The sequence below is a fragment of the Paenibacillus sp. FSL R10-2796 genome (assembly GCF_037965315.1).
GTDB classification, from domain to species: domain Bacteria; phylum Bacillota; class Bacilli; order Paenibacillales; family Paenibacillaceae; genus Paenibacillus_AQ; species Paenibacillus_AQ odorifer.
In genome coordinates, this window is sequence record NZ_CP150178.1 from 5,403,888 (window position 1) to 5,428,104 (window position 24,217).

The following is a 24,217-nucleotide window of genomic DNA, read 5'->3' on the forward strand; positions in this document are numbered from 1 at the left end:
ATTTGTTTTAAGAAAGAAAAGGGCAATCCGATAGCAATCAAACTGCCCATTCTCCTTAAGTTTCTATTTTTTACTTCCGTTACTTTTCGAGCTTGGCATACCATTCTCTTGCTCTTTTTGTTACCTCTTCACCACCAGAACTATTCCACTTATCCACAAACTCATCAAATTTATCGATGGAATAGGTTCCGATAATAATTTTTGTCGCATATTCATACCAGAGTGTATTATTCTTGATATCCGGATAATCGGTATATACGGTAGAAGGCAAACCATCACCAGCAATAATTTTTACGTACTGCTGAAGATCCTTCATGTTCCGAATGCTTTGTTCAAATTGCCATTTATCGCTTTCTGATGCTGATTCAGTCAACAATTGCTCTTTAAATTCAATGTTTCCAAATTGATCGTATGAGTTTAGACGATTTTGCTGAGTACTCTTATCATCTGGTAATTTGGTTTTTTTACCATCTACTACACTGTAATGCATGCCTTCCGCTCCCCAGTAAATGTCCATCCATTTGGATTGGTCAGCAATACCATCAAGAAACTTTAAACTCGCCTTCAGGTGTTCATCATCTTGTTGAGCACTTACCACCCATTCAGGATTCCCCACTTGCTTAGTAGTAATAAAACCTTGACCCTCATATCCAGGAGCTTCAAGAACCGGAAGTACCGAGAAGTCTGCCTTCACACCAGTAGATTGTTCAATGAGACCAAGATGGAGATAGGATGTCTCAGCCCATTGAAAATAACTTCCTACTAGATTCCCATCCACTTTTCCATCCCAAGCAGCTTTGTCATTAAGAAATGTCTCTTGATCCATTAACTGTTCCTTATAGAGTTTGGAAATAAAAGCAAGAGCATCCTTCATATTGGGTGAAACAGCCGAGTATGTTAATTCCCCATTATAGATATCCCAATCTGGATATCCCTCGACCATAGCCACACCATACATATTGAATAGGTGATCCATCCACCGGGCATTTTGTCTGCCACCGGTAGGAACTTCATCCGCTGTACCATTACCGTTTGGATCTTTTTCTTTAAACGCTTTCAAAACATTCACATATTCATCTTGAGTCTTTGGAATTTGCAACCCTAAAGTGTCCAGCCAGTCCTTACGGATCATACCCGTTGTTCTCTCATATCCTTTAATACCTGGAATCCAGTAAATTTTCCCTTGTCCTGTCGGGTCATTTGCTTTAACTACATTCCACACATCTTCAGGAATTAGCTTCCATAGGTTCGGTGCATATTCAGGCAACAAGTCTGTCAAATCTGCAATAGCACCATTTTTGGCAAGATCGGTTTCATTTCCATTCCATGGAAGAAATACGTTTGGCATTTCACCAGCAGCAATCTTCATATTGAGAGTGTTCAAGTAGTCAGTGCCGCCATTCCATTCTACATAGGGGCTAATGACACCAACACCAAGTAAATCGGCATATTGATTGTATAACGGACTATCTTTCTCAATTCCCTTATAGCCAGTATTTGGCCACCAAACTTCAAGATCAACGACTTTACTATCTGTTGGCCCCTGTGTACTTCCTGCATTGGTCGTTTGAGCACTGTTTGTTGACTTAGCATTCCCGTTATTGTTGTTCGAAGAGCAGCCAGCAATAATACCGGGTAATAACACTGTAATCATCATAGTGCTAAGAATTTTTCTTCTAAGCATCCATATGTTCCCCCTTTGATAATTTTATTTAGCACAATTTTTAGTTTAATAGCGTTAATGATTGCGCTTGCATTTAGATTATACTATTAGCCTTAATGCTTAAACCGGGAGATTTAGGATTTTACTCAGGTGTTTTTAGGATTTAAGAAATCGCTTACTTTATTCACCAAAACCGAAACAAGCCGGTGTATTTGCGCTCCGGCTTGTTGGAATTATATAACATCATGTTGTACCGTTGACTATATTTAGGTGAGGTCCGAATGTTCAAGAACCTCTACGCCATAAGGCTTCAGCACCATTTCGCCTTCAACTACATTATCTGAAAATAAGCTATGGGCTTTCGCGGGCAAGATTACAGTCTGCTCCAAAGCAGTCGTATTTACATAAATTTCCGAACTACCCATTTGGCGGGCAACGACACCGTCCGGAGTAGTAATTCCCTTCCGGATATCCAACCTTTCATAGCAACCCTCAAGCAGCGCTTGCAGAACATCTGCTTGTGCAGGAACAGCTGTATATATGGCTGTCCCCTGTCCATAATTATTTGCGGTAACAGCCGGTAATTCCCGGTCAATATCGGTAAATACAGCCCAGGTCTCTGCCGTGTTAGGTTCCAGAATCTCATAATAATCGATTGGTGTATCCATAATTTTGTCGCCCATGCGGATCCGTGGCGATTCACGGCGGAGATTCATCCGCTCCTTCTGAAGTCCGCCTTCGTTCGCATCGGAAGTATGATAAATCGGGCGTTCAAATGCACCCGCACGGATGCCGAATACATCGCTGAGTCTGCCCGGCAAAGTTGAGCTGAACACCTGGTTATTTTCATCTACTTTAGCAGAATACGCTGTCATAATAACCGTTCCGCCTTTTTCCACAAATTGACGAACCGCTTGGGCAGAAGCTTCGTCCATAATGCAATGTCCGGGAATCAATAGAAGCTTGTAATCCTTTTCAATTTTCCGCAAATTCACAACATTGCACTCTGTGTTGTCTGCCATCAAAACCTGATACGTTGTTATAACTTGTTTCAGATAAGCAGTTTTGTAGTATGCCTTCTGATTTTCGGAGACTTTGAAAGCTTCATAAGAATAGGCAAGTGCGATCTCGGGATTTGGCATATAGGGTAATCCCAAATCAGTTAATTTATCGAGTTCAGAAGTGAACTGCCGGAATTCATCCAGCTTTCTTCCTGGGAGACCATCATGGTCCAACAATCCGTAAAAATATTGTTCTTCACCACCCAACATTGATCGCCATGTCCAGGCACATATAGTCTCTGCACGAAATAATAAAGCCAGATAGGCATACATTCTTAGCACACCTTTTGGTGGAGCATATGCCCCAAACGACCCTGTTTGAAATTCCAGACACCAAATTGGCTTGTCCATCTCGCCTATCCTATGGTTCATTGTAAAGCAGGTTCCGTGAAGAGCGTTTCTATCTTCCGGATTGACACCAGGATAAAATCCAACTCCTGGAATATCAAATGTGCTTCTATAAGCCTTTAAATAATCAAATCCATAGCCTGGATGTTCTCCCCAGTGATTGGTCGACTCTCTGGCATTCGGGGCATTCCTGCGGACTATATCCCTTAATCCCTTTAGATAAACTAGCTGTTCGTCCGAGAAAAACCGCCACATGTCCAGCATTCTCTCTGGAGCTCCATTCATCGCACCTGCCACAGGGAACTCTGCATCCTCGAAGCTGTTCAATTTGCGTGACCATCGATGCGCAGCCCAGCAAAGATTTAAGTGCTCAATCGTAACATACTTTTCTCTCAGCCATCCCACATAACGCCGACGTGCCTCTTCTGAGAAGCTCGGCGTTCCGCTACCCACCTCATTACATAGTCCCAATGCATAAAGGGCTGGAGCATCTGCGTAGCGTTTGCTTATTACTTCGGCAAAACGGTAGGCATATTTCTGGAAATCCGGATTTCCCACATCATCCATATACCGATGAACTGCAGCAAGCCGGTTACCGTTTCGATCCGAAAGGTCAATTCCTGGATATTTCTTGTGCAACCAAGTCGGTGCAGGACGAGTTGCAATATCAAGCACAACCTTGATTCCAGCTTCCGCAAATAGTTCCATCACTTCATCAAACCATTCGAACGTGAAATTCCCTTCCGAAGGTTCAAAGCTGTCCCAACATAGATGCCCCAAGCGAACGAGATTGAATCCGGATTCCTTCATCAATTGAATATCAACTGGCCAGCGTTCCCGAGGCCAATCATGCGGATGGTAGTTCGTTCCTACATTAATCAATTGTTTCACCTCATTAACTTAATAGTCTAGTTTCAATATATAATCGTCCTTTCACATAATAACAGAGCGCTTACATACTTATAACTGACAGAGTTAGGGACTTTCTAGGGTATTTTTTTGATTTTAATTTTCACCTGAGTTTTAATAGATTCTGTTCAAAACACCTCACACTAATCCTCCATCAAATGTATTTAGAAGAGAATTATTGGCGTAATCTCAATGAACTTTATTATGTTCTTTCCTTAACTTGGTATATAATCCCTCTTTTTTTAAGCCATCCAATAACTATGGCATCCATGAAAACCGTATAGCTCCCCTTCAAAATCCCATATTTAGATACACCGTGTTTTCTTTTTTGATGGGTTACCGTTACTTCAATAACAGAGAACCCGTTCATCTTGGCTAGTGTCGGCAGAAAACGGTGCATCCCATTGTATAAATGAAAGCTATCTGCCACTTCTCGCGTGAACAGTTTCAGGGGACATGCAGGATCATAAATCGCTTCTCCAGTGATCCAATTACGGATTCGATTTCCGATACGAGAGGATATTTTTTTAAGTCTGGCATCTTTTAGATCTATGCGTCTTCCGTTTACAAAATCAATTTTATCGATAAATGGCATCAGCCGGAAGATATCCCGGGGATCTGTCTGTAAATCGGCATCCATAAGGGTAATTAACTCCCCTCTGGAACTTTTTATTCCGGCATAAATGGCTGCCGTTTGCCCGTGGTTTTTTTGGAAATGAATAACTCTTATATTTGAATCCATCCGGGCGATTTCATTCAACAGTATAGAACTTCGGTCCTTGCTTCCATCATTCACCAACACGATTTCATAATTTTCAATCTTTCCTTTCAATGCGTCAGTGATACTCAAATAAAGATCGTATATATTTTCCTCTTCGTTATAGACAGGCACGACGACTGAAAGATAGATCATTGGGAACACCTCAATTTCTGAATTGGATGATGAAAAACAGCTCCGCATTATTTTTCTTCTCCATCATTCGGCAGTTGAAGCAGATAGCTGTTGGACAGCTCGAGCAAATGCAGACCCGTGGCAAACTGCGCTTCGTTCGAACCGTTCGTAGTAATCGTGTTGTCACTTAAGCTGTAGTTGTTCCCATCGGTATAATCATTGCCCGTGACATAAATACTCTGTTCATTCACGAAAGACCCTGTCGGTAAAAAGTGTCTGAGGGGGATCAAATTACTCTCTTGATTGAACAGGTCCTGACCGAAATGCAGCTGATTCTGCATAGATACGCCGAGCAGATTGGCTAACGTCGGCATAATGTCGATCTGACTACCCGTACCCTCCATAACGGATGGAAGCTTCGCGCCGGGAGAATGAACAATGAACGGAATGTTGAACATGTCTGTATAGCCGTATTCATGCCCGATTAGCGATTTTATCAGATCATTTTCCTCCCCGGTAAGGCTATACATTGGAACACCCTGATGGTCACCGTAGAATACAACCAGGCTATCATCCCAAAGTCCTCTGGTCTTCAGCTCTTCCAGAAACTCACCCATTGCATAGTCCGCATAATTCTGGGCCCTAATATATTCTCCAAGCAGTGTCCCCTCGTAATCTTTAGGCAATTCCATTTTGTATTTCTCTTCTGGGATATGGAAGGGATGATGCGCGCTCATAGAGATGATCATGGCATAGAAAGGCTGATCCCGGCTATCCATCTTTACTAGCTCCGGTATGGTCTTGGCAAACAGCATCTCGTCCGAAGAACCGAAAGCGATATGATCCTCGTCTCCGTAGAAGGACTGGTCATAATATTGATCAAAGTCGATGGCTTTGTATAAATCCTTACGATTCCAAAAGTCGACATTGTTGGTATGGAACGTAGCTGTGAAATAATCATTACCGCCAAGCAGTCGTGGCAGACTCGGCAATGCTTTGTTCATATATTCGGATGAGGTAGCTGGTTCATTCTCAGGTACATAAAATGAGGTGTTAACGACAAACTCGGCATCTGAGGTTGTCCCTTGGCCCGCATTCGTATAAAAGCTGCTGAAGTACGTGTTTTCCTTAGCCAGCTTGTTCAGATTAGGGGTAACCTCCTGTCCACCGACCCTTAGCCCTATTAGGAAATTTTGAAAGGATTCCATTTGTACAATAATCAGGTTTTTGCCTTTATCTGTACCCCAGTACTCAGGTGCGCTCAGGTTATCAATACCTTTCAACTGATCAACGGCCTGTTGTGTGATTTCTTTGGAATCAATGAGTTCTTCCTTCCCGGTAGTGTCTACAATAATCTTATATACTTCATAGTTCAGTATCCCCATACTTTTTGCCTTTTTTATCTCATTCATACTGGCATGGTTAGGCCAGATATTGAAGGTACAGAGTCCGAGAGACACAACCATCATGCCAATCAGAGCCTTACGGCTCATACGGGTTAAGCCTTTTTCCTTCCATCTGGTAATATACTTAGGACAAAACATAACAAATACAAAGTATAAGATGTCCACAAAGATGAAGAGATAGTAAGGGGAGATCAATGAATATGTGCTTTCTCCTACGTTGGTAACTTTTTTTGCCTGCTGCAGGGCATGATAGGTGGCAATTACACCGTAGTATTTGTAATACATCAGAACGGCGAAGTAGATTATCGTAATCAAAAAATTAGCAATCATATAATACAGGAGCTTTCGTTTAGCCGCAAACCACTCAATTAGACAGAATACTATGATGAAGAATGGAAATTCTGTCAGCACCATATTCCAATTCGGACTATCATTAAACACTACAAACCAGGCCACCGCACTCTTCATTAACAAGATCAAACTAAATTGGAACAGTAGTTTGTGTCTTAGTCTTAATAAGTTTTCCATAATACCATTCCCTTAAAATCATTGTAATTTCACCTTTTAAGCGACACGCTTTTTAGAAGACTATACACATTATTTTATAGTCCAAAATAAATTCTGACATCGTCCAAAGGTGCAGAAAGGATCTGCACCTTTGGGCAAATGCAAAATAGGGCCCCTTTTGAAGCAATACCTAACGCTTCAAAGAGGCCCTCTTATATTTTTCACACACGCAAAAAAAAAGCAAAAGATACTTTTATCAATCGCATTTGATAGATGTTTCCTGGCAACAAAAGTTATAATCACAGTCGCTTCACAGATATACGGATCGTTGCGACCCAGAAGTTGTTCTAATAAGCTGTCCAGCCTGCATCGGCCGTAACCGTTGTCCCGTTGACAAAGCTCGAATCATCCGATGCCAGGAATAAAGCAACCTTCGCGATATCTTCTGGTTGTCCTAATCCTGGATTGATAGCCATTCCAATCGAGGCACGTTCTGCTCCGAATGGATTCGGCGCTTGTAGCGAGGCACCGATATTTGTGTTCACGGCACCTGGAGCTATTGCATTACAGCGAATACCGAGTTTTGCATATTGAAAGCCGACGTTCTTCGTAAAGCCTACGACTGCATGCTTGGAAGCGGTATAAGCTGCACCAGCACGCGAACCGAAGAGCCCTCCTGCGGAAGCAATATTTACGATGACTCCCTTCTTCTTTTCCGTGAAGATAGGAAGAACCTTGCGTGTGGTCCTCATAGGTCCGGTCGTATTCACTGCAAATACCCTATCCCATAAGTCATCCGTGATATCCCCTGCCGGAACGAAATTATCCATTATTCCAGCATTATTAACCAAAATATCCACCGTCCCGAACTTTTTGAATGCAGTATCGATCAATCGCTGGACGTCCTCTTCTACGGCGACATTTGTCACGACTGCAATTGCATTCCCGCCTCTAGCTATAATTCCTTCCACCACCTTGGCCGCAGAATCGAGGTTAAGATCTGAAACGATCACCTGGGCTCCTTCTTCGGCGAAGAGCTCAGCAATGGCCTTCCCCATGCCTGACGCTGCCCCTGTCACAACTGCTACTTGTCCTGAGAGCTTCATATTTAACCAACCTCATGATAAGCTAATCGTAGAAATTTCTACTTATTCCTGCTGATACCCATCACCGCAAACATATCAAGTGGCTTATCCTCCAGCGGAACATAATCAAAATAGTCGAAGTAAGCAGGTGACTGCGCGTCTTTTCCATTCCCGGTTGCATACATGGCTACGTAGACGCCAGTAAATCCGCCTGTAATTTCCTTTGTAAGAAAAGCAACTTCGCCTTGACCGAACGGCTTGGGCTCGCTGCCTGGATTGGAATAGGTAAAGGTATACCATAATTCATCTGCCGAAACTCCGAAGACAACTGTCTCCTCGTCATATTCAATCTCGGCAACAGTGCTTATCATTCCTCCGATCCTCTTCCTAAGTATAAGCTTCGTTAGTCCTTTATCCATTATTTTAGCGATTTCGTAATGGAACTTCTCGTTCATAAAGATCGTAAGTCCAGCTTCTTCGCCTTCTGATAAAGGCCGAAATGACAGTAGGACCGATATCTCGCAATTTTTGTGTTGCTGCCTGCGTCCGATGAATGCAGGTGATTCCTTGTCATTCAAAGTCGTAGCCTGTCCATTCAGTGTTAGCCATCCAGGACGATCTGTCAGTGACCAGGAACCAGGTACTGGATTCCGATAGAAATTCCATTCAGGTGACAACATATAGGCATTAAAATCTTCCCGGCTCTCCGGTTCTTCAGGTTCTCCAAGCGGCAGACCGCCTGCGTCGTGTTCGATCTCTGCAATCCCGTTATTTCCGATGATTGGCCATCCGGCGTCGGTCCAACATACTGGTGCCAGATTGGTCTCACGGCCCAAGTGATGCCGCTTTGCATTCCCGACAGGCCGAATACCCAGAAATACAGACCACCAACTCCCATCAGCGGCTTGCACGAGATCTGCATGGCCTGTTGCTTGAATCGGCTTTGACGTACTTCGATTCGACAATATCGGATTGTTAGGGTTACACTCGTAGGGACCATACGGATGAAGGGAACGTGCAATGGTCTCCATATGTCCGTATTCCGTACCGCCCTCTGCAACCATAAGGTAGTACCATTCATTAATTTGATATAAATGGGGTCCTTCTGGATGACTGCCCCCGGTACCTTCCCAAATCAGTTTTCTCTTTGTCAGCAGTTTACCTGTCTCCATGTCAAGCTCAGCCTGGTAAATGCCGGCATGCTCTCCGTTGAAGTTCGCCGTGCCAGTCACATACACAGTACCGTCCTCATCGAATAACAGGGACGGATCGACTCCCCCCCATCCCTCAAGATAGACGGGATCCGACCATGGCCCCGCCGGTTGTTCCGTCCATACGAAAAAGGTTTCCTGTAGTGTAATGTTCGTCGTAATCATGTAGTATCTGCCTCTATGATAGCGGAGCGTAGGTGCGTAGATCCCTTGTGACCATCCTGGAGGCAGTTGGCGGGCAAGAGGAAGCTGGCTTTCCCGTGTCAGGACATGTCCCAGTTGACGCCAATTCACCAAGTCCTTGCTATGGAAAATCGGTACACCAGGAAAGTATTCGAACGAGCTCGTGACCAGGTAATAATCCTCTCCGACACGGCATACGCTTGGGTCTGGATGAAAGCCTGGAATGACAGGATTATTGAATTTCATTGATTTCTCTCCTTCGCAATGCTTGTATTTCCCCCTATGAGCAGGCTAGTTTTATGAATACATTATATGTTAGAGACGCTGGAATTTATTGACCAACGTCTCTTACTCTCGCGTTTATTTTAGTCGTTTGCTTTATACCCAAAATTAGGAATTGCTTGCCATCTTCTGCGCAGTTCATGGGCGGCTGCCTTTGGCTTTCGATCCCGTGTAAAGACACCCTTTTTATTTCCCTGTACCCTTACTACACCTTGGCTGGTCTGGAAGTCGGCAAAGTTCCACACATGTTCTCCGACAAAAGCTTCATATTCATCGAAGACCTCATGGTTCGCCCGTAAATATTCGACTTGGTATTCTTCCGTAAACATGACGGGATCTACATCATGCAGGCCAGCAATCGTATCCGCCCCGTATTCCGTCATCATAATCGGTTTGCCGGGACAGCGTTCAATCCAACTATTCAGTTCTTGCCGCAACACGGCTTTGGCTGTCTCAAAATCACCACCAAACACATACCAGCCATAATAACGATTAAGGCACAGTACATCGACGAATTCAGCCACTTTATCAATATCCGGGGTAGCCATCATAATATTAACGATCGTAACGGGCCGGGTTTGTGGATCCAATTCCTTAGCCAATTCCACGAGCGGTCTAAAGTACTCCTCAGCTCCATCCTCCTCGGAAGCTGGTTCATTCGCTATGCACCACATAACCACACTAGGATGATTCTTATCACGCGCAATCATTTCTTGCACCACTTGCCGATGAATCTCTTGTGTATTAATCGTGTCCCAAGTATTCCGCTTGGCTCCTTGCTTGGGGGTTATGGCAAAGCTGAGGTGTAACCCGACAGCAGGAGTCTCATCAATAACAACGATTCCCTCTTTGTCCGCAAGTCGCATAATTTCTTCTGAATAAGGATAGTGTGCAGTGCGGAATGAGTTGGCTCCGATCCATTTCATTAATCGAAAATCCATGACGTTCGCTGCTTCGTTTAGGCCTCTGCCATTGATTGGTGTATCCTCATGTTTGCCGAAGCCCTTGAAGTAGAAGGGTTTATTATTGATAAGGAATTTACCATCTTTTACTTCAATCGTACGTACCCCGAAAGGCTGCTCATAAGTGTCGACAACTTGTCCCTCCTGCAGGATTTCTAGCTTGAGTTGATAAAGGTATGATTTTAGCGGTTCCCAAAGCTTAACGTGTTCAAGTTGAATAGTACCGCATATTCCATTGCATTCTCCAACCGTCGCTCCAGACTGATCAATGCATATGGCCTTAACCTCAGCCTCTCCTTTAATTAACGCTTTATATTTAACGATTCCTGTAGCCTCGTTCAATTCTGTCACTATACTAACATCTTGAATGTAAGCATTCTTGGGGGTTGTATAAATCTTAACCGGTCTATGAATCCCAGCATAATTGAAAAAGTCAAAATAAGGGCTATTCTTGATGACCTTTCCTCCGCCCGGAACTTCCATCTCGTTGTAATCCCCCATCGGAAGCGTTGTTTCGTCAACAATGTTGTTAACCGCAACTGTAAGTCGGTTTTTACCGGCTTGCAGATACGGATTGATTTCAACTTCAAAAGGCGTAAATCCACCAATATGCTCGATGACAAGCTTCCCGTTAAGGTATACTTTGGCCTTATGTGTAGCAGATCCAAATCGTAGCATAATTCGTTCCGAGAACAGTAGACTCGGCACCGTAACATTCCTCTCGTACCATACCCAGCCCACATGGTTGCGAATGTCACCGGTAACCCCCGTATCATTGAAAGAGGACGGAACGGACATAGAGATTGTATCCGTTAGCTGCTCGTTATACCATTCTTCTTGAAAACCTTTACTTGAATCCAGTTTAAAATTCCAAATCCCGCATAAATCAATAATGCAACGTGTGTCGGTTACGATAGGATATAGCATAGTTGTTCTTCGGCTCCTTTTATTTGAAGTTTCCAGCTTAATTATAATGATATGTGATCCTGCCCCCACTCACTAACGGTTTGGCGACATTTGCAGTATCACTTTCACGACTTGTTAGCTTCAGCAAAGGAAAAACCAGGTCACTTTTCAGACCTGGTCCCCCAAAATTTCATTGATTTGCAGCTGCCCACTCATCAAGCTGTTTTTGCTTCTCTGCGATAACTTTCTCAATTCCAGCAGCCTTCAACTTTGTATTGAATTCATCAAGTTTGTCAGTTGGATCGATAGTTCCGGTTTCGAGAACTTTCTCATATTGAGTAAGAACATTTTTGAGAGCCGTCATCTCGTTTTTAACTGGTTCAGTATTAAACAGGAAGCCTAGGGCCTTAGATTTAGTCGCATTAGCATTTGCCTGTTTCACTTGCTCCCATTTATCCACTGGTTCAGTTTTAAACGTGTAAGTAAGAAGCGGGTTTCCGACAATCCAATTCTGATTGGAATATCCAACCGTTTTAGCGTCAATACCTGCTGGGAAATCAATGGTTGTATCCGTCACCTTCACATAATGTTTTCCTTCTATGCCCCATGTGAGTAAATTGGCAATATCCGGATCAGAATACATCAGGTTCAATAGCATCATCGTTCTTTCGGGATTTTTAGAGTTAACGGAAATGCCCCACAATGCCAATAATGTATCACTTGTTGTGGAATATGCTCTATCTTTTAATGGAGCAACTACCATCTCATGATTGGTAAGTCGACTATCGCCCTCAACTGTCCCCGGCTTGTTTGTCACGAAGTATGAAAATGCCTTGTTTGCTTTCACCATATCTGAGGAATTAGCCTGGCTGGTTGCTGCATCTTTATTGATATAGCCAGCCTTAAACCAACGATGCATCGTTTTCAATGCATCCTCATACTCTTTCGACTCGAATATGTTCTCTACTTTTAAACCATTGTCAAACTCCGGCAAAACACCATAACGATCACTAAGTTTGTCATACCACAAGTACTGGCTCAGAGGTGCTGATACGCCAACTCCAAGCGGAGTCATGGCGGGCTCGTTATCTTTGATGGTCTGGAATACCTGGTCTAAATCATCTATTGACTTAATAGACGAGATGTCAATCTTATATTTTTCAACCAAATCTTTTCTCATCAAAATTCCAGGAACTCCAGTTGTAAAATCTTTGAGGACAGGGATCCCATAAAGCTTTCCGTCAATCTTAGCACTGTTCAAATATACGGAATCAAATTGAGCTTTAAGATCTTGACCATAAATGTCCACCAGATTATCCAATTCAATATATTTACCTGTTGATACTTCCGAGTTATACATGGATGATAGAGAGATGTACATATCCAGCTTCTCGCCACTGGAACTCATCAAGTTCATTTGTTGATTGTACGAACCGATGCTGATTGGAAGTATTTTTACAGTTGCATTAATTTTTTCTTTGGTTATATTGCTTATTTCATTCTGAACCAATTCAATATCTACCGGTATTGGACCAAAAACCGGAAGAGCCATCGTAATTTCAAACGGATCTTTTGTCGCACTATCCTTTCCTGAGTCAGAAGAATTAGCATTTATTCCGGTTGTTTCTTGAGGAGTTAATTCATTACCATCATTATTAGAAGATGAACATCCGGTAAAAATCCCCATTAACATTATTGTAACTAAGGCCATACTGATAAGCTTTGCTTTTGTTTTCATTACGATCCCCCTGATCGAATAAGTTAACTACAGACCCATCATAACTTTCTATATAATTATAGACTAACGCTTTGACGACTTTATGGATAACGCTTTCACGACTTCGTTGATAGGTTTCTCACCTCATACATCTTTCAGATAAATAACATATTACTCGCTGCAATATTACCATAATGAGAAGCACTGGGTTTAGGTAGACGCTCTTGCGTTGTACGATCAACTGCGATGAGTCCAAACTGTTTGGAAAAACCAAGTTGCCATTCGAAATTATCAATCAGCGACCAGTGCATATATCCTTTTAAGGGTATCCCGTCGAGGATACAAGCATGTACACCTTTTAATGCAGTATCAATAAAGGCGATGCGTCTCTCGTCATCGTCTGTTGCCACACCATTCTCCGTAACAAAGATCGGCTTATCCAAGTATTTGGAAACACAGCGAATAACGGATTCTAACCCTTGTGGGTAATACTCGTTACCCATCTGAGTCTTTTCGGCATTTTCGGGAATCGGTAAGAACCCTTCAGGTCCGTAAACCGATCGAGTATAGTTCTGTAAGCCAAAGAAATCATCATCTTTCAAATAAGATATGAATTGAAGGAATTCTTCTTTGAGCGCGTTGGATGCGTGTTCTTCCCCTCCGGGTAAGCTTTGAATATCATATAGCGACATAGTAATTCCAACTTGAGTGTTCGGAGAAACGTTCCGAATGGCTGTTCTGGCCTCTGTATGTGCCCGGAATATGATCCCCAATCCTCTCTCTGAACGAGGACCCAGGAAAGAATACACCTCCTCTTGCGGAATGCCAAAAGCAGTTCTCAACCCTCTAGCGTATGTCTCCAAACGCGCTCCAGTCCCCGGGTTAATCCCGACTTGAGCGGCACCTTGTGATTGATGCTTTTTAATGATCTTGGTAATTCCAATGGAGATATTCGCCTCATTAATGGTGCATGCATAGGGAATGAGTTTACCTAATTCTTGCATAACTTTGCCACAATAACGGGCAAAACGTGAGGGGGTGTCTTCCGACTCCCATCCTCCTGATTGAATGAGCCAGACTGGTGAAGTGAAATGATGCAGCGTCACAATCGGTGTGATTTTATATTCATTGCAGGTCTTTAGAACATCTCGATAATGCTCGATAGCCACATTATCATACACGCCTTCTTCCGGTTCAATCCTTGCCCATTCGATCGAGAAGCGATAAGCATTAAATCCTAAATTAGCCATTAAAGCGATATCCTCGCGATAACGCCGGAAATGGTCCACCGCATCTCCGGAGCGTTCTACAAATACTGATTCATCCAAATTCTCCATCAGCCAGAAATCAGAATTCACATTATTACCTTCCACCTGGTGAGCTGCAGTTGAGGCTCCCCACAAAAAGCCTTTAGGAAATTGAAGTGACATTATGTTTCCTCCTGTACGATGATAATGAGTTACTATTTTAATTTTATAGTTTGCTAATCGTACTAACTAACGTTTTGACGACTATTTCAATGTTACTTTCCAGACTTGTTCCTATACTAAAAAAGTCAATTAGTTAACCGTTTGCTACTTTAAATACATATATAAATAAAGATAGCGGCAGTTTGGGACCGGGTAAATAAGTCCTGAACTGCCGCCGTCTTGTTCGAATGAAATTATTGCTTGACCAGAACGGATAGATCGCCTTCAAAAATTTTCTCATCTTTATCGTTGTAGGTTGACAACAACACTGTAACGATACCCGTTTCATTCTTTTTCTCTCTAACTGCAATCACTTCCACAATGGTATAAAGTTCATCATCTGGATACACAGGTTTTATAAATTTAATATTATTCATAGCTGTTCCGGCAATTACATCATCACCATAACTTCCCGTTTCAACCCAAAGTTTAAACGAAACAGCAAGAGTTTGTATTCCAGAAGCAATAATTCCGTTAAACCTTCCTTGCTCTGCTCTATCTTCGTCCAAATGCATATATTGTGGATCATACTCCGATGCAAAACTCGTAATACTATCTTTCGTGATTCTTAAAGAGTTGGTTTTAAATATTTGTCCGACAAAAAACTCATTAAACCTCATGGATACACCTCAAAATGGATTGATTATTTATTTATACTATAACGGCATATACATTTTATCAAGCTGAACTACATGTTTGCTTATAGCTCTTCCCTCGTCTGTTGTTTTTAAAGCCAGAAACCTCTTATTGGCCTATTCTCCATTTCTGTGCTGAGTTCTATATTCGGTTGGACCAATCCCTGCGATTTTTTTAAATATTTTGGCAAAATGAGAAAAGTTCGTATAACCAACAGATGTAGCAATTGAACTAATTGATATGTTCGTCTGTGACAGTAATGTCTTCGCATAATTGATTCGTTCCATAAGAATATAATCTGAAATCGAATAACCAGTTTCCTTCTTAAACATTCTTGATAAATAATCGGGGTTTAAGAACACCTGCTCAGCCACCTGTTCACGAGGCAAATCTTGTTCCAAATTAAGTACAATATAACGTTTAACGGTTTCAAGAACTGTCTCTGTCTCTCTGACCACATCTGCTTGTTTCATAGCTTTGCCGACAACATGACGCACCCACTCCAGCATATCAGTGACCGAACGTCCTACCCTTTGGGATAATTCCTTGGATTGATCGTCTCCAAACAATTTGTAGGCCTGAACACCTCTGACATTAAGGTATGAGTACAGCAGCTGCATGAAGTTTTGATGAAATTGATGGAGTACTTCCGCATTCATCTCTTGCTTCAAAATGAGAGTACTAAGAATTTTTTCCACCTCGCTAAAAACGGCTTCTTTCGTTCCCGTCTTCATTAGCAAAGCAATGTGTCTTAGCTCCGGAAGTGTGACTATATGACCGATCTGAATGGCCTCAGTTTCTGTGAAAAGTTTATTGACCGTTGCAACATTATTACGATCCCGATTTCTCAATTCCATTACCATATCCGCTATTTCATGAGCTTCTACAGGATTACCTAAATAACAAGATAGGTCGCAGTAAAAATACTGATTACAGGAATAAATATACCGGCTGCATGCTTCTTTAAATTGAACATCACACACATCTGCGTTTCTGTTGTGTTCAAGGATAATGAGCAGCATCCCCCGATCCAGTTGAAAACAAATACCGTTAGAGTGACTCCCGATAATCATCTCTTCAGCGGTATTCCTTAAAGCATATTCCAGTATTTTTTCGTCTCTTCGTTTTAATGTCTTATTCCATCGTTGGATGGAACATAACACCGGTATGAAAACAGATTCTATCGTAATCGGAATATTATGAAGCTCTACCTGCTCACGTACCGCTTGAGGGGTACGTGGTGTCGAATGATTGATAAGATCCTGCCAAAACCGCTCGATGATATAGGCATGATGCTTCGTCCACAATTGATGAGAGACGACATGGCGATTTTTTTCGTTATACTGGTCGAGTACATTTTGCGCACTTACGATTGCCTTCTCCAAATCGGTTGTAAGTACGGGTTTAAGCAAATAATCAAGACTTCCCAGCTTCAGCGCTTCTTTTGCATATTTAAAATCAGCATGACTAGTCAGAAAGATTATCACTGTCTCCGGATGATGTTCCCTTACCCAGGCCGCTAGTTCGAGGCCGCTGCCTTGCGGCATTTCAATATCGCACAGCATGATATCGATGATCTCCTGCCCGAATACAGCCTGAGCTTGCCGCATGCTATAAGCTGTGAACAACTTAATAATCCCAAGCTTTGTAAGATCCAAATCAGCTTTAACGCCTTCAATAGCATGAATTTCGTCATCAACAATAAGCATTTGATTGTTCATCTGGCTTCCCCCTTTCCGGGCGGGTCGGTATAATCATTTCCACTACTGCACCGCCCGATCCATTATCGTTAAAGAAGTGAATGGAAAGGGGCTCACTATACAACAGTTTTAATCTCCTTTGGACATTCCAGATTCCCGTACGTTCGCCCAGTTGATTCTCGACGCTTCGGCCCGCTTGCAGTTCCTTAAGCACCTCATTATCAAACCCCTGACCTGAATCCTCGATTCGGATCTTCAGGTGAGAACCGCTTTCATCATCGGCAAATCTGATGCTTACGGCAACATGAATAGTTTTTTCCATTGTCATCGCATGCTTGATTGAATTTTCGACAAAAGACTGAATAACAAGCGGGGGAATTGGGACATCTGATAAATAGTCCGGTGTATCAAGGCGCCAAGATAATCGTCCTGGGAAGCGCAACATCTGAATGTCCATGTAATTCCGCGTATGTTCAAGCTCATCTTTGAGCTTCACGAAAGAGGTATTACTCCGGAACAAAAACCGAAAGTATTGAATCAGTGCTAATGTCATTTGCATGATTAGCTCGTAGTTTTTGACTTTGGCAAGATTGTACACAATATTTAATGAGTTTAAGAAGAAGTGAGGATTCACCTGCATTTGTAGGCGCTGCAGCTCTTCCCTTTGCTTATTTAGCTGCTCTTCGAATACATTTACACGAAGAGTATCGATTTCCGTCATCATAGCGTTAAACGATTCGCCGAGCACTTGGAACTCCTCTGACGTTTCCCGCAGTTCCACACGTTGGCTCCAGTCTCCGGTGCGGACTTTCTTCATTACTCGCATTAACCGGGTTAATGGAACCAAAATTGACTGTCTTATCGCGTATAGCCCCAATGGAACAAAAAGCAATCCAGCAGCGGTAATCATCCAAATAACCCACTGCAGATATGGAAGATTAGCTAAGATATCCTGATCTGGAATAAAAGCTATTAAACTAAACGCCCCTCTCTTCGATGGCGTACCTACCACAAGGAATTTCTCTTTTGTACCGGAAAGATAATAGTTATTCATACTTTGTTTTAATTCTATCCCTCGATCACTAACAATACCCGTTGTCGCAATTGGCTCCCCCTCCGCATTCGCAAGCAACACTTCGCCACCCGCACCAATCTGAAGAGATTTCAGCGGCCTGAGCAACTGTTCGGTCTTTACCCAAGCTCCTAGATAAACATTTCCATATTGAACAAATTCAATCAGATAATGTTCATGCCCAATTTTATGATGTTGCCATCCAGTAGTAGCCGTACCCGTTGAGTAAGTGCCCTCTTGAATCCAATTCACAATATAATCCGTGCTATTCTCAATCTCTTCATACGATTTGTTGCTTTTGGGGACTATCATAAAATCCAATCGTTTGGGTTCATAAACGAAGAAACTGTCTATCGAATCATATAGTAAAATATCGCTTGAAAGCTTGTTGAACATATACACCTTGGCGCTATAATACTCCGTGTCCGTTGAGGCCCGTCCCAGGGAAGTCAAGTCATAACCTGAGCCTCCTACCGTATTCATGTAAGCATCAGCGTCATTCAAACTGCTATCAATCTGATTCATGTACAGCCCCAGCAAATTACTGTATGAATCAGCGACTTGCCCTCGAACTACATGGATAGCATAGAAGTTATTGTATAATAGCATTCCAATCAGAGGAACGGTCATCAGCAACACGCTTTGTATTAACTTGCGACGCAAAGCGCTTCGTCCGAACAGCCATTTGCGATTAGTCATGACAGGGCTCCTTCGACAGGGTTTCAACAATACATACAAGTAAAGAAAGTCCAAATGCCACAACCCATATTATAGAGTTGCAGCCTGTTGGACACCTAATCATTTAACTCTTTCCTAGTTTATCCTTTAACAGCACCGATGACGATACCCTTTATGAAGTATTTCTGGAAGAATGGATATGCTACTAGAATCGGTAGTGCACCTATAACTGCCATCGCCATCTTTACAGAATCGGTTGGCATCTGCGACATCGCTTCGCTTGAATTGGAAGACATGTTCGTTGTAATGAACTGAATATCCTGCATAATCCGGTTTAATAAGTTTTGGATACTAAAGAGTGCCGGATTTGTAATGTAAATCATACCATTTTGCCAATCGTTCCAGTAGAAGATTGCAATGAACATTCCAATTGCAGCCAGGATGGGAGTTGAAATCGGAAGCACGATAGACCATAAGGTCCGGTACTCACTTGCCCCGTCCAATTGTGCTGATTCGATTAAGGCTGGTGGAACAGTCGACTGGAAGAATGTTCGCATCATCATCATATAATAGCCGTTCGTAAGTATTCCCGGTAAAATCAGTGCCCAAATGGTATTCTTCATTTCGAATAACTGCGTATAAATGAGGTAGCTGGGTACAAGGCCACCGTTAAACAACATCGTGAAGAAAATAAGAAATGTAATTAATCCTCGGTGTGGTGTTTCTCTTCGGGATAGCGGGTAAGCAATAAGTGTCGTAATAGTCACACCGACGACAGTTCCGACTACTGTTACGAACACCGTTACACCATATGCCCGCAATATATCGGACCCTCTATCATATAAATAAACGTAAGCGTCTGTACTAAACGTATATGGAATAAAAGAATAACCATGTGCTACGATCGCATTCTGATCCGTTAACGAGCCCGAAATTAGCAGAACAAACGGAATGATACATGCAGCAGCGAACAATACCATAATTATAATACTTAACAAGCCAAGAAATCTGCCATCCGACTTCATGATGCTTCCTCCTTAGAACAATGCATTATCTTTGCTATATCGACGTACTGTATAGTTGGCGAAAATGACAAGAACAAATCCGACAATAGACTGATAGACCCCTGCTGCCGTGGACATGCCCAGATCACCCGAACCCATGAGTCCTTTAAAGACGTACGTATCAATCGTCTCCGTTGTTTCGAACAATGCTCCGGAAGCCATTGGGACCTGGTAGAACAAACCGAAGTCGGAGTAGAATATTCGTCCGATGCTGAGTAGTGTCATCAAGATGATGACCGGCATCATGATCGGCAGGGTGATATTAGTAATCTGCTTCCAACGACTCGCGCCATCCAGTCTTGCTGCTTCATAATACTCCTCATCTATGCCGATAAGCGAAGCGAAGAAGACGATACTGGAATAACCGATGCTCTTCCAGAAATGAACCAAGGTCAAGATAACAGGCCAGTACTTCGCCTCGCTATACCACATAATTCCATCCTCCATACCAAACCATGGCAGCACTGTATGGTTCATAAATCCTGTTTCTGCGCTAAACAATGCGTATACGAGATAACTTACAATGACCATAGAGATCAAATGCGGCATGGTGATGATCGCTTGGATCGACTTGAGCATTACTTTATTCTTAAGCTCGTTTAACAAGATTGCACAGGCAATGGCCAGTGTCGTACCAAGGAAGATAAACACAAGGTTATACAGGATCGTGTTCCTTGTAATGATAAAAGCGTCCGACGTTTTGAACAAATATACGAAATTGTTTAATCCAACCCAATCACTGTTAAGGATACCCTTGGCGAAATTGATATCCTTGAAAGCGATGACAATTCCGAACATTGGGAGATAGTTGTTAACGAGCAAGTACAGTAGGCCCGGAATCATCATAATAAGTAACGGAGCATGTTTCCTGTAATTAATCTTTGTTTTCTTCACTTTTGGCCCGGCTTGTACTGCCGCGGCTGTTGCGGCTGGTTTCATATCCGATCCCCTTCCTATTTGTTTTCATGTATGCTACATCCTTATCCTATAGGATGTACTTCCGCCCAACTAACAGTTTGACGACTAATTCAATGACAGTTTTACGACTTTAACTGGACAACCGGAATATTGGAAGTGGCGGTTCCCAGTCCAGGAATACACACTGTAAGAAGGGCATTTCCTGATTCATAACCTGCGCGTACAATTGCAAGCAGCCTGCCTTTATATGATGTGAATTCACCCTTTGTATAGTTCTCGGCCGTCTGCGGCCTACCGGTACCGAATGCTACTAATGAAGCTGCACCTTCCACTTTGGCCAACACCTTGACTTCAGCATTTGGTACCGTTTGGCCTTTGGCATCGATAATTTCTACAACTGCATGAACCAGCGCTTGCCCATCTGCTGCCAGCTCCTTCTTATCCAGCGTAATCCGAATATCTGAAGGCTCCCCGCCAGTTATGAGCGAGTCAGAAGATATTTTCTTACCGGCTTTATAACTTACTGCTTTCAATAATCCCGGCTCATAAACAAGCTCAAACTGAGCAGAATAACGATTCTCCCTACCGGCTGGCTTTCTACCTTGACTCTTGCCGTTCAAGATCAACTCCACTTCGTCTGCTGCCGAATAGACCTCGACCCGTACTGGCTTCTTTTCATAACCAGACCAGCACCACGTATTTTCACACTCCGGCCATCCCCAACGCGCCAGAATCTCCGTTTTGCCATAGTTCTCCGGATTATGGGAGGCAATAAACGTCTCTTCAGATCCCCATACAATTCTGCGGTAAGCGAGTTGTGGGCGCTCAAAGCCACATAGATCGAAGTCTGCGTCAAAGGCAAGACGCCAAGGATACGGGGAGATATGGATCAGCATACTTGCTTGTCCCACCTCATCAGACTTAAGATAGAGCTGCTTGCCTAGACCCGCTTCACCGATGTAGTCATAACTCGTCCAATTAAAATCGCCAATAACATGGGAGAAGCGTTCAACGTCATGCCAATATTCGGCCATATCCAGCGGTTTGCTTTCAGAACTGTAGATGATCCGGTTAGGATATCTCATAATGGAATCTTCGTATTGGTAATTCAAGTAGTTATAACCAACGACATCGAGGGGGGCACAGAAAGCCTCAGTATAGTCGCCCCAGACACTTCGGCCGAATTCCGAATCCAGATTTTGAAGTCCACCATTACTTTCAGATGTACTCTTTAAACTTTGATAAAATTTCTCCGTGTCTTCGTCATCAAGTCCGCTGAAAAAGGAGCACAACGAATTGGTAACCGGACGTGTCGAATCTAACTCTCGCACCCATGCCGCAAGCTTGGCAGCCCATGCATAGCCGTCAGACATGCCTCCTCGCTCAGGGACCTCATTGCCGGTAGCCCACATAATGATACAGGGATGATTCCGATCACGGTAAATAAAGGCTCTCATATCCTCCTTCCAATCCAATTCGAAATATTGGCTGTAATCATGGATGTTCTTCTCCATGGTCCAGACATCGAATGCTTCATTAATAACGAGCAATCCTAACCTGTCACAAGCTTCCAGCATATCTCTCGATGGAGGATTATGTGCACAGCGAATCGCATTATAGCCATTGTCTTTGTGCAGCTTCATCTTGCGGAACTCACTGTCATAATAAGATGCGGCACCAAGAATCCCGTTGTCATGGTGAACACAGCCGCCCTTAAGTTTGACAGTTCGACCGTTCAGCATAAATCCATTTTTGACGTCTACGGAAATGGTACGAATACCGAATAGAGTACTATCCTCATCTAGTACAATGTCTTTACCAGACAAATTAGCGGTAATCCGGTATAAATTTGGTGAAATGATATCCCATAGCTCAGCATTCTCAATTGAAATATGCACCCGTCCGGTGACTGTTTCGCCTGCTGGGAGATATATCTTGATCCTGCCGTGACCCGCGTCGGTTCTTCCTGACTCTTTTTCTATTTGGACATCCACCCATACATGCTCACTTTTGCCCGTATGATTCTCTACCGACACTTCTACAACAATGAAGGCTGTGCCGTTTACAATATGTGACGTATAGGCATAAATCCCCCATGGTGCAATATGAACCTGTGGAGCACAAAGCAGGTCTACATGGCGGTAAAGACCGGAGCCGGTGTACCATCTTGCATTCGGCTGCGCCCCATTGTTAACGGTTACGGATAGGCGGTTCGGCTTTCCCGGCTTTATATAGGGAGTGAGGTCGGCATGGAAGGGTGTGTATCCGTAATGATGCCTGGTGACGAGATGCCCGTTCAATGATACAGCCGTGTTCATGTACGATCCATCGAACTCCACTAAAACCCGCTTCCCGGCATACTCTTCCGGAATATCCAACATCTTCGTGTAGGTACCAACTCCTCCGTCATAATAACCGCTTAACGATCCAGCAGGGGCATCCTTAAAGGTATCTGTCCCGATCATAAAATCATGGGGTAAATTTACGATACTGGCCTGAGAAATACTATATCCAGGTATTTGAGACGGTTTACCGTTTACAAATTCCCATGCCCGATCAATGTTCAGTCTCTTCATTTCCCTTCTCCCTTCACTTAATTCTGTTACTTATGATAAAGAGAATTTCAAATCCTCACTAACACTCTCACGACTTTCTCATTGACGTTTTAGCGACTAATTTGCTCCATAGGATATTAAAAAAGCCACGCCTGGATCGGCAATGGCTTAAGAGAATCTATATTTTCAACTCAATACTAAAAAACAATCTATAACTCATAGTCTACCAGTGAATATCTACGCCGCCTTCAACACGTATATCTTGCCCAGTGATCCATCTGCTATCTTCTGAAGCCAGAAATAAAATAACCGGGACAACATCATCTTCTGGTATTCCAACTCTTTTAAACGGACTGGATTTCGCAACTTGAGTCATAATTACATCATAAAGTTCTTTCGGAGAGTCATTTATTACCGTATCAGTTATCGCTATAGGACTTACATTGTTCACGCGAATATTATATCTCCCCCACTCGATAGCGACAGTTCGAGTTAGTGCCCCGACAGCTCCTTTAGCTGCAGTATACGATGCATATCCATCTAAACCTTGCACTGCATTGCTTATGAAATTAATGATTGAGCCGCCCTTTTCCTGCATTAAAGGAAAACACAGTTGCATCATCGACCAGGTTGCATAGAGTTGGGTTCTTAAAGAATGGTCTAAATCTTCAATTGTTTGTTCTAGAAAAGGCACCATATAATTGGAAGAAGTTGCCCCATTAATTAGTACATCCACATGGCCGAATTTCTGTTTAATTTCCTGAACAAATTCCTTCATTTGTTCTTGTTCCTTTAAGTTGGTAATTGTTGCTATTACATCTGTATCTTTTGCTTCGCACAGCTTTACTGTTTCCTTTAATTTTTCTTCTTGAATATCACAAATTGCTATCTTTGCTCCTGCTTTAGCAAAACGGATTGCATTTTGTCTCCCTAAACCTGCAGCGGCTCCAGTAATAATAACGACTTTATCTTTGAATCTCATTTGTGACACCT

Annotated in this window: 16 protein-coding genes; all 16 read right to left on the reverse strand. The window is 42.8% G+C overall.

The annotated features are described in order from the left end of the window. Positions 1-79 precede the first annotated feature (79 nt). Positions 80-1,684, reverse strand: a complete 1,605-nt coding sequence (locus NST58_RS24325) for an extracellular solute-binding protein (RefSeq protein WP_076191938.1) — start codon at positions 1,682-1,684, stop codon at positions 80-82. Positions 1,685-1,929: 245 nt separating this feature from the next. Then, positions 1,930-3,954 (reverse strand): beta-galactosidase, encoded by a 2,025-nt coding sequence (locus tag NST58_RS24330; RefSeq protein ID WP_179086288.1) that lies wholly within the window; start codon positions 3,952-3,954, stop codon positions 1,930-1,932. Between the two features lie 229 nt (positions 3,955-4,183). Beyond that, positions 4,184-4,894 carry a glycosyltransferase family 2 protein gene (locus tag NST58_RS24335; RefSeq protein ID WP_076192133.1) on the reverse strand — a complete coding sequence of 237 codons (711 nt, stop codon included), beginning with the start codon at positions 4,892-4,894 and terminating at the stop codon, positions 4,184-4,186. Positions 4,895-4,941: 47 nt separating this feature from the next. Then, a complete protein-coding gene (locus NST58_RS24340; protein WP_076191940.1) occupies positions 4,942-6,807 on the reverse strand; it encodes an LTA synthase family protein in 1,866 nt (621 codons plus the stop codon). A gap of 326 nt (positions 6,808-7,133) precedes the next feature. Beyond that, a complete protein-coding gene (locus NST58_RS24345; RefSeq protein ID WP_076191942.1) occupies positions 7,134-7,892 on the reverse strand; it encodes an SDR family oxidoreductase in 759 nt (252 codons plus the stop codon). Between the two features lie 38 nt (positions 7,893-7,930). Next, positions 7,931-9,511 (reverse strand): glycoside hydrolase family 43 protein, encoded by a 1,581-nt coding sequence (locus NST58_RS24350; protein ID WP_339244464.1) that lies wholly within the window; start codon positions 9,509-9,511, stop codon positions 7,931-7,933. Positions 9,512-9,630: 119 nt separating this feature from the next. After that, entirely contained in the window at positions 9,631-11,436 is a 1,806-nt protein-coding gene (gene uidA, locus NST58_RS24355) for a beta-glucuronidase (protein WP_076191947.1), read from the reverse strand. Positions 11,437-11,605: 169 nt separating this feature from the next. Next, entirely contained in the window at positions 11,606-13,153 is a 1,548-nt protein-coding gene (locus NST58_RS24360; protein ID WP_076191950.1) for an ABC transporter substrate-binding protein, read from the reverse strand. A 134-nt stretch (positions 13,154-13,287) separates the two neighbouring features. Continuing rightward, positions 13,288-14,562 carry a family 1 glycosylhydrolase gene (locus NST58_RS24365; protein ID WP_076191953.1) on the reverse strand — a complete coding sequence of 425 codons (1,275 nt, stop codon included), beginning with the start codon at positions 14,560-14,562 and terminating at the stop codon, positions 13,288-13,290. A 233-nt stretch (positions 14,563-14,795) separates the two neighbouring features. After that, a complete protein-coding gene (locus NST58_RS24370; protein ID WP_076191956.1) occupies positions 14,796-15,221 on the reverse strand; it encodes a MaoC family dehydratase in 426 nt (141 codons plus the stop codon). Between the two features lie 132 nt (positions 15,222-15,353). After that, positions 15,354-16,958: a response regulator gene (locus NST58_RS24375; RefSeq protein ID WP_076191958.1), complete on the reverse strand. Its 1,605-nt coding sequence runs from the start codon at positions 16,956-16,958 to the stop codon at positions 15,354-15,356. Further along, positions 16,933-18,708, reverse strand: coding sequence for a histidine kinase (locus NST58_RS24380; RefSeq protein WP_076191961.1), 1,776 nt, complete (start codon positions 18,706-18,708; stop codon positions 16,933-16,935). Before NST58_RS24380 ends, NST58_RS24375 begins: the two co-directional genes overlap by 26 nt. A 119-nt stretch (positions 18,709-18,827) precedes the next feature. Continuing rightward, the gene (locus tag NST58_RS24385) at positions 18,828-19,712 is read right to left on the reverse strand and encodes a carbohydrate ABC transporter permease (protein ID WP_076191963.1); all 885 of its coding nucleotides are present in this window, start codon (positions 19,710-19,712) and stop codon (positions 18,828-18,830) included. Between the two features lie 12 nt (positions 19,713-19,724). Next, entirely contained in the window at positions 19,725-20,690 is a 966-nt protein-coding gene (locus tag NST58_RS24390; RefSeq protein ID WP_076191966.1) for an ABC transporter permease subunit, read from the reverse strand. 101 nt (positions 20,691-20,791) lie between these two features. After that, positions 20,792-23,245 (reverse strand): glycoside hydrolase family 2 TIM barrel-domain containing protein, encoded by a 2,454-nt coding sequence (locus NST58_RS24395; RefSeq protein WP_076191969.1) that lies wholly within the window; start codon positions 23,243-23,245, stop codon positions 20,792-20,794. 202 nt (positions 23,246-23,447) lie between these two features. Beyond that, a complete protein-coding gene (locus NST58_RS24400) occupies positions 23,448-24,206 on the reverse strand; it encodes an SDR family oxidoreductase (protein WP_076191971.1) in 759 nt (252 codons plus the stop codon). Positions 24,207-24,217 lie beyond the last annotated feature (11 nt).

Bases quoted from the DNA above. Each gene is read 5' to 3' on its own strand.
- NST58_RS24325 (WP_076191938.1), bottom strand. From the start codon at position 1,684: ATGCTTAGAAGAAAAATTCTTAGCACTATGATGATTACAGTGTTATTA.
- NST58_RS24335 (WP_076192133.1), bottom strand. From the start codon at position 4,894: ATGATCTATCTTTCAGTCGTCGTGCCTGTCTATAACGAAGAGGAAAAT.
- NST58_RS24340 (WP_076191940.1), bottom strand. From the start codon at position 6,807: ATGGAAAACTTATTAAGACTAAGACACAAACTACTGTTCCAATTTAGT.
- NST58_RS24345 (WP_076191942.1), bottom strand. From the start codon at position 7,892: ATGAAGCTCTCAGGACAAGTAGCAGTTGTGACAGGGGCAGCGTCAGGC.
- NST58_RS24350 (WP_339244464.1), bottom strand. From the start codon at position 9,511: ATGAAATTCAATAATCCTGTCATTCCAGGCTTTCATCCAGACCCAAGC.
- uidA (WP_076191947.1), bottom strand. From the start codon at position 11,436: ATGCTATATCCTATCGTAACCGACACACGTTGCATTATTGATTTATGC.
- NST58_RS24360 (WP_076191950.1), bottom strand. From the start codon at position 13,153: ATGAAAACAAAAGCAAAGCTTATCAGTATGGCCTTAGTTACAATAATG.
- NST58_RS24365 (WP_076191953.1), bottom strand. From the start codon at position 14,562: ATGTCACTTCAATTTCCTAAAGGCTTTTTGTGGGGAGCCTCAACTGCA.
- NST58_RS24370 (WP_076191956.1), bottom strand. From the start codon at position 15,221: ATGAGGTTTAATGAGTTTTTTGTCGGACAAATATTTAAAACCAACTCT.
- NST58_RS24375 (WP_076191958.1), bottom strand. From the start codon at position 16,958: ATGAACAATCAAATGCTTATTGTTGATGACGAAATTCATGCTATTGAA.
- NST58_RS24380 (WP_076191961.1), bottom strand. From the start codon at position 18,708: ATGACTAATCGCAAATGGCTGTTCGGACGAAGCGCTTTGCGTCGCAAG.
- NST58_RS24385 (WP_076191963.1), bottom strand. From the start codon at position 19,712: ATGAAGTCGGATGGCAGATTTCTTGGCTTGTTAAGTATTATAATTATG.
- NST58_RS24390 (WP_076191966.1), bottom strand. From the start codon at position 20,690: ATGAAACCAGCCGCAACAGCCGCGGCAGTACAAGCCGGGCCAAAAGTG.
- NST58_RS24395 (WP_076191969.1), bottom strand. From the start codon at position 23,245: ATGAAGAGACTGAACATTGATCGGGCATGGGAATTTGTAAACGGTAAA.
- NST58_RS24400 (WP_076191971.1), bottom strand. From the start codon at position 24,206: ATGAGATTCAAAGATAAAGTCGTTATTATTACTGGAGCCGCTGCAGGT.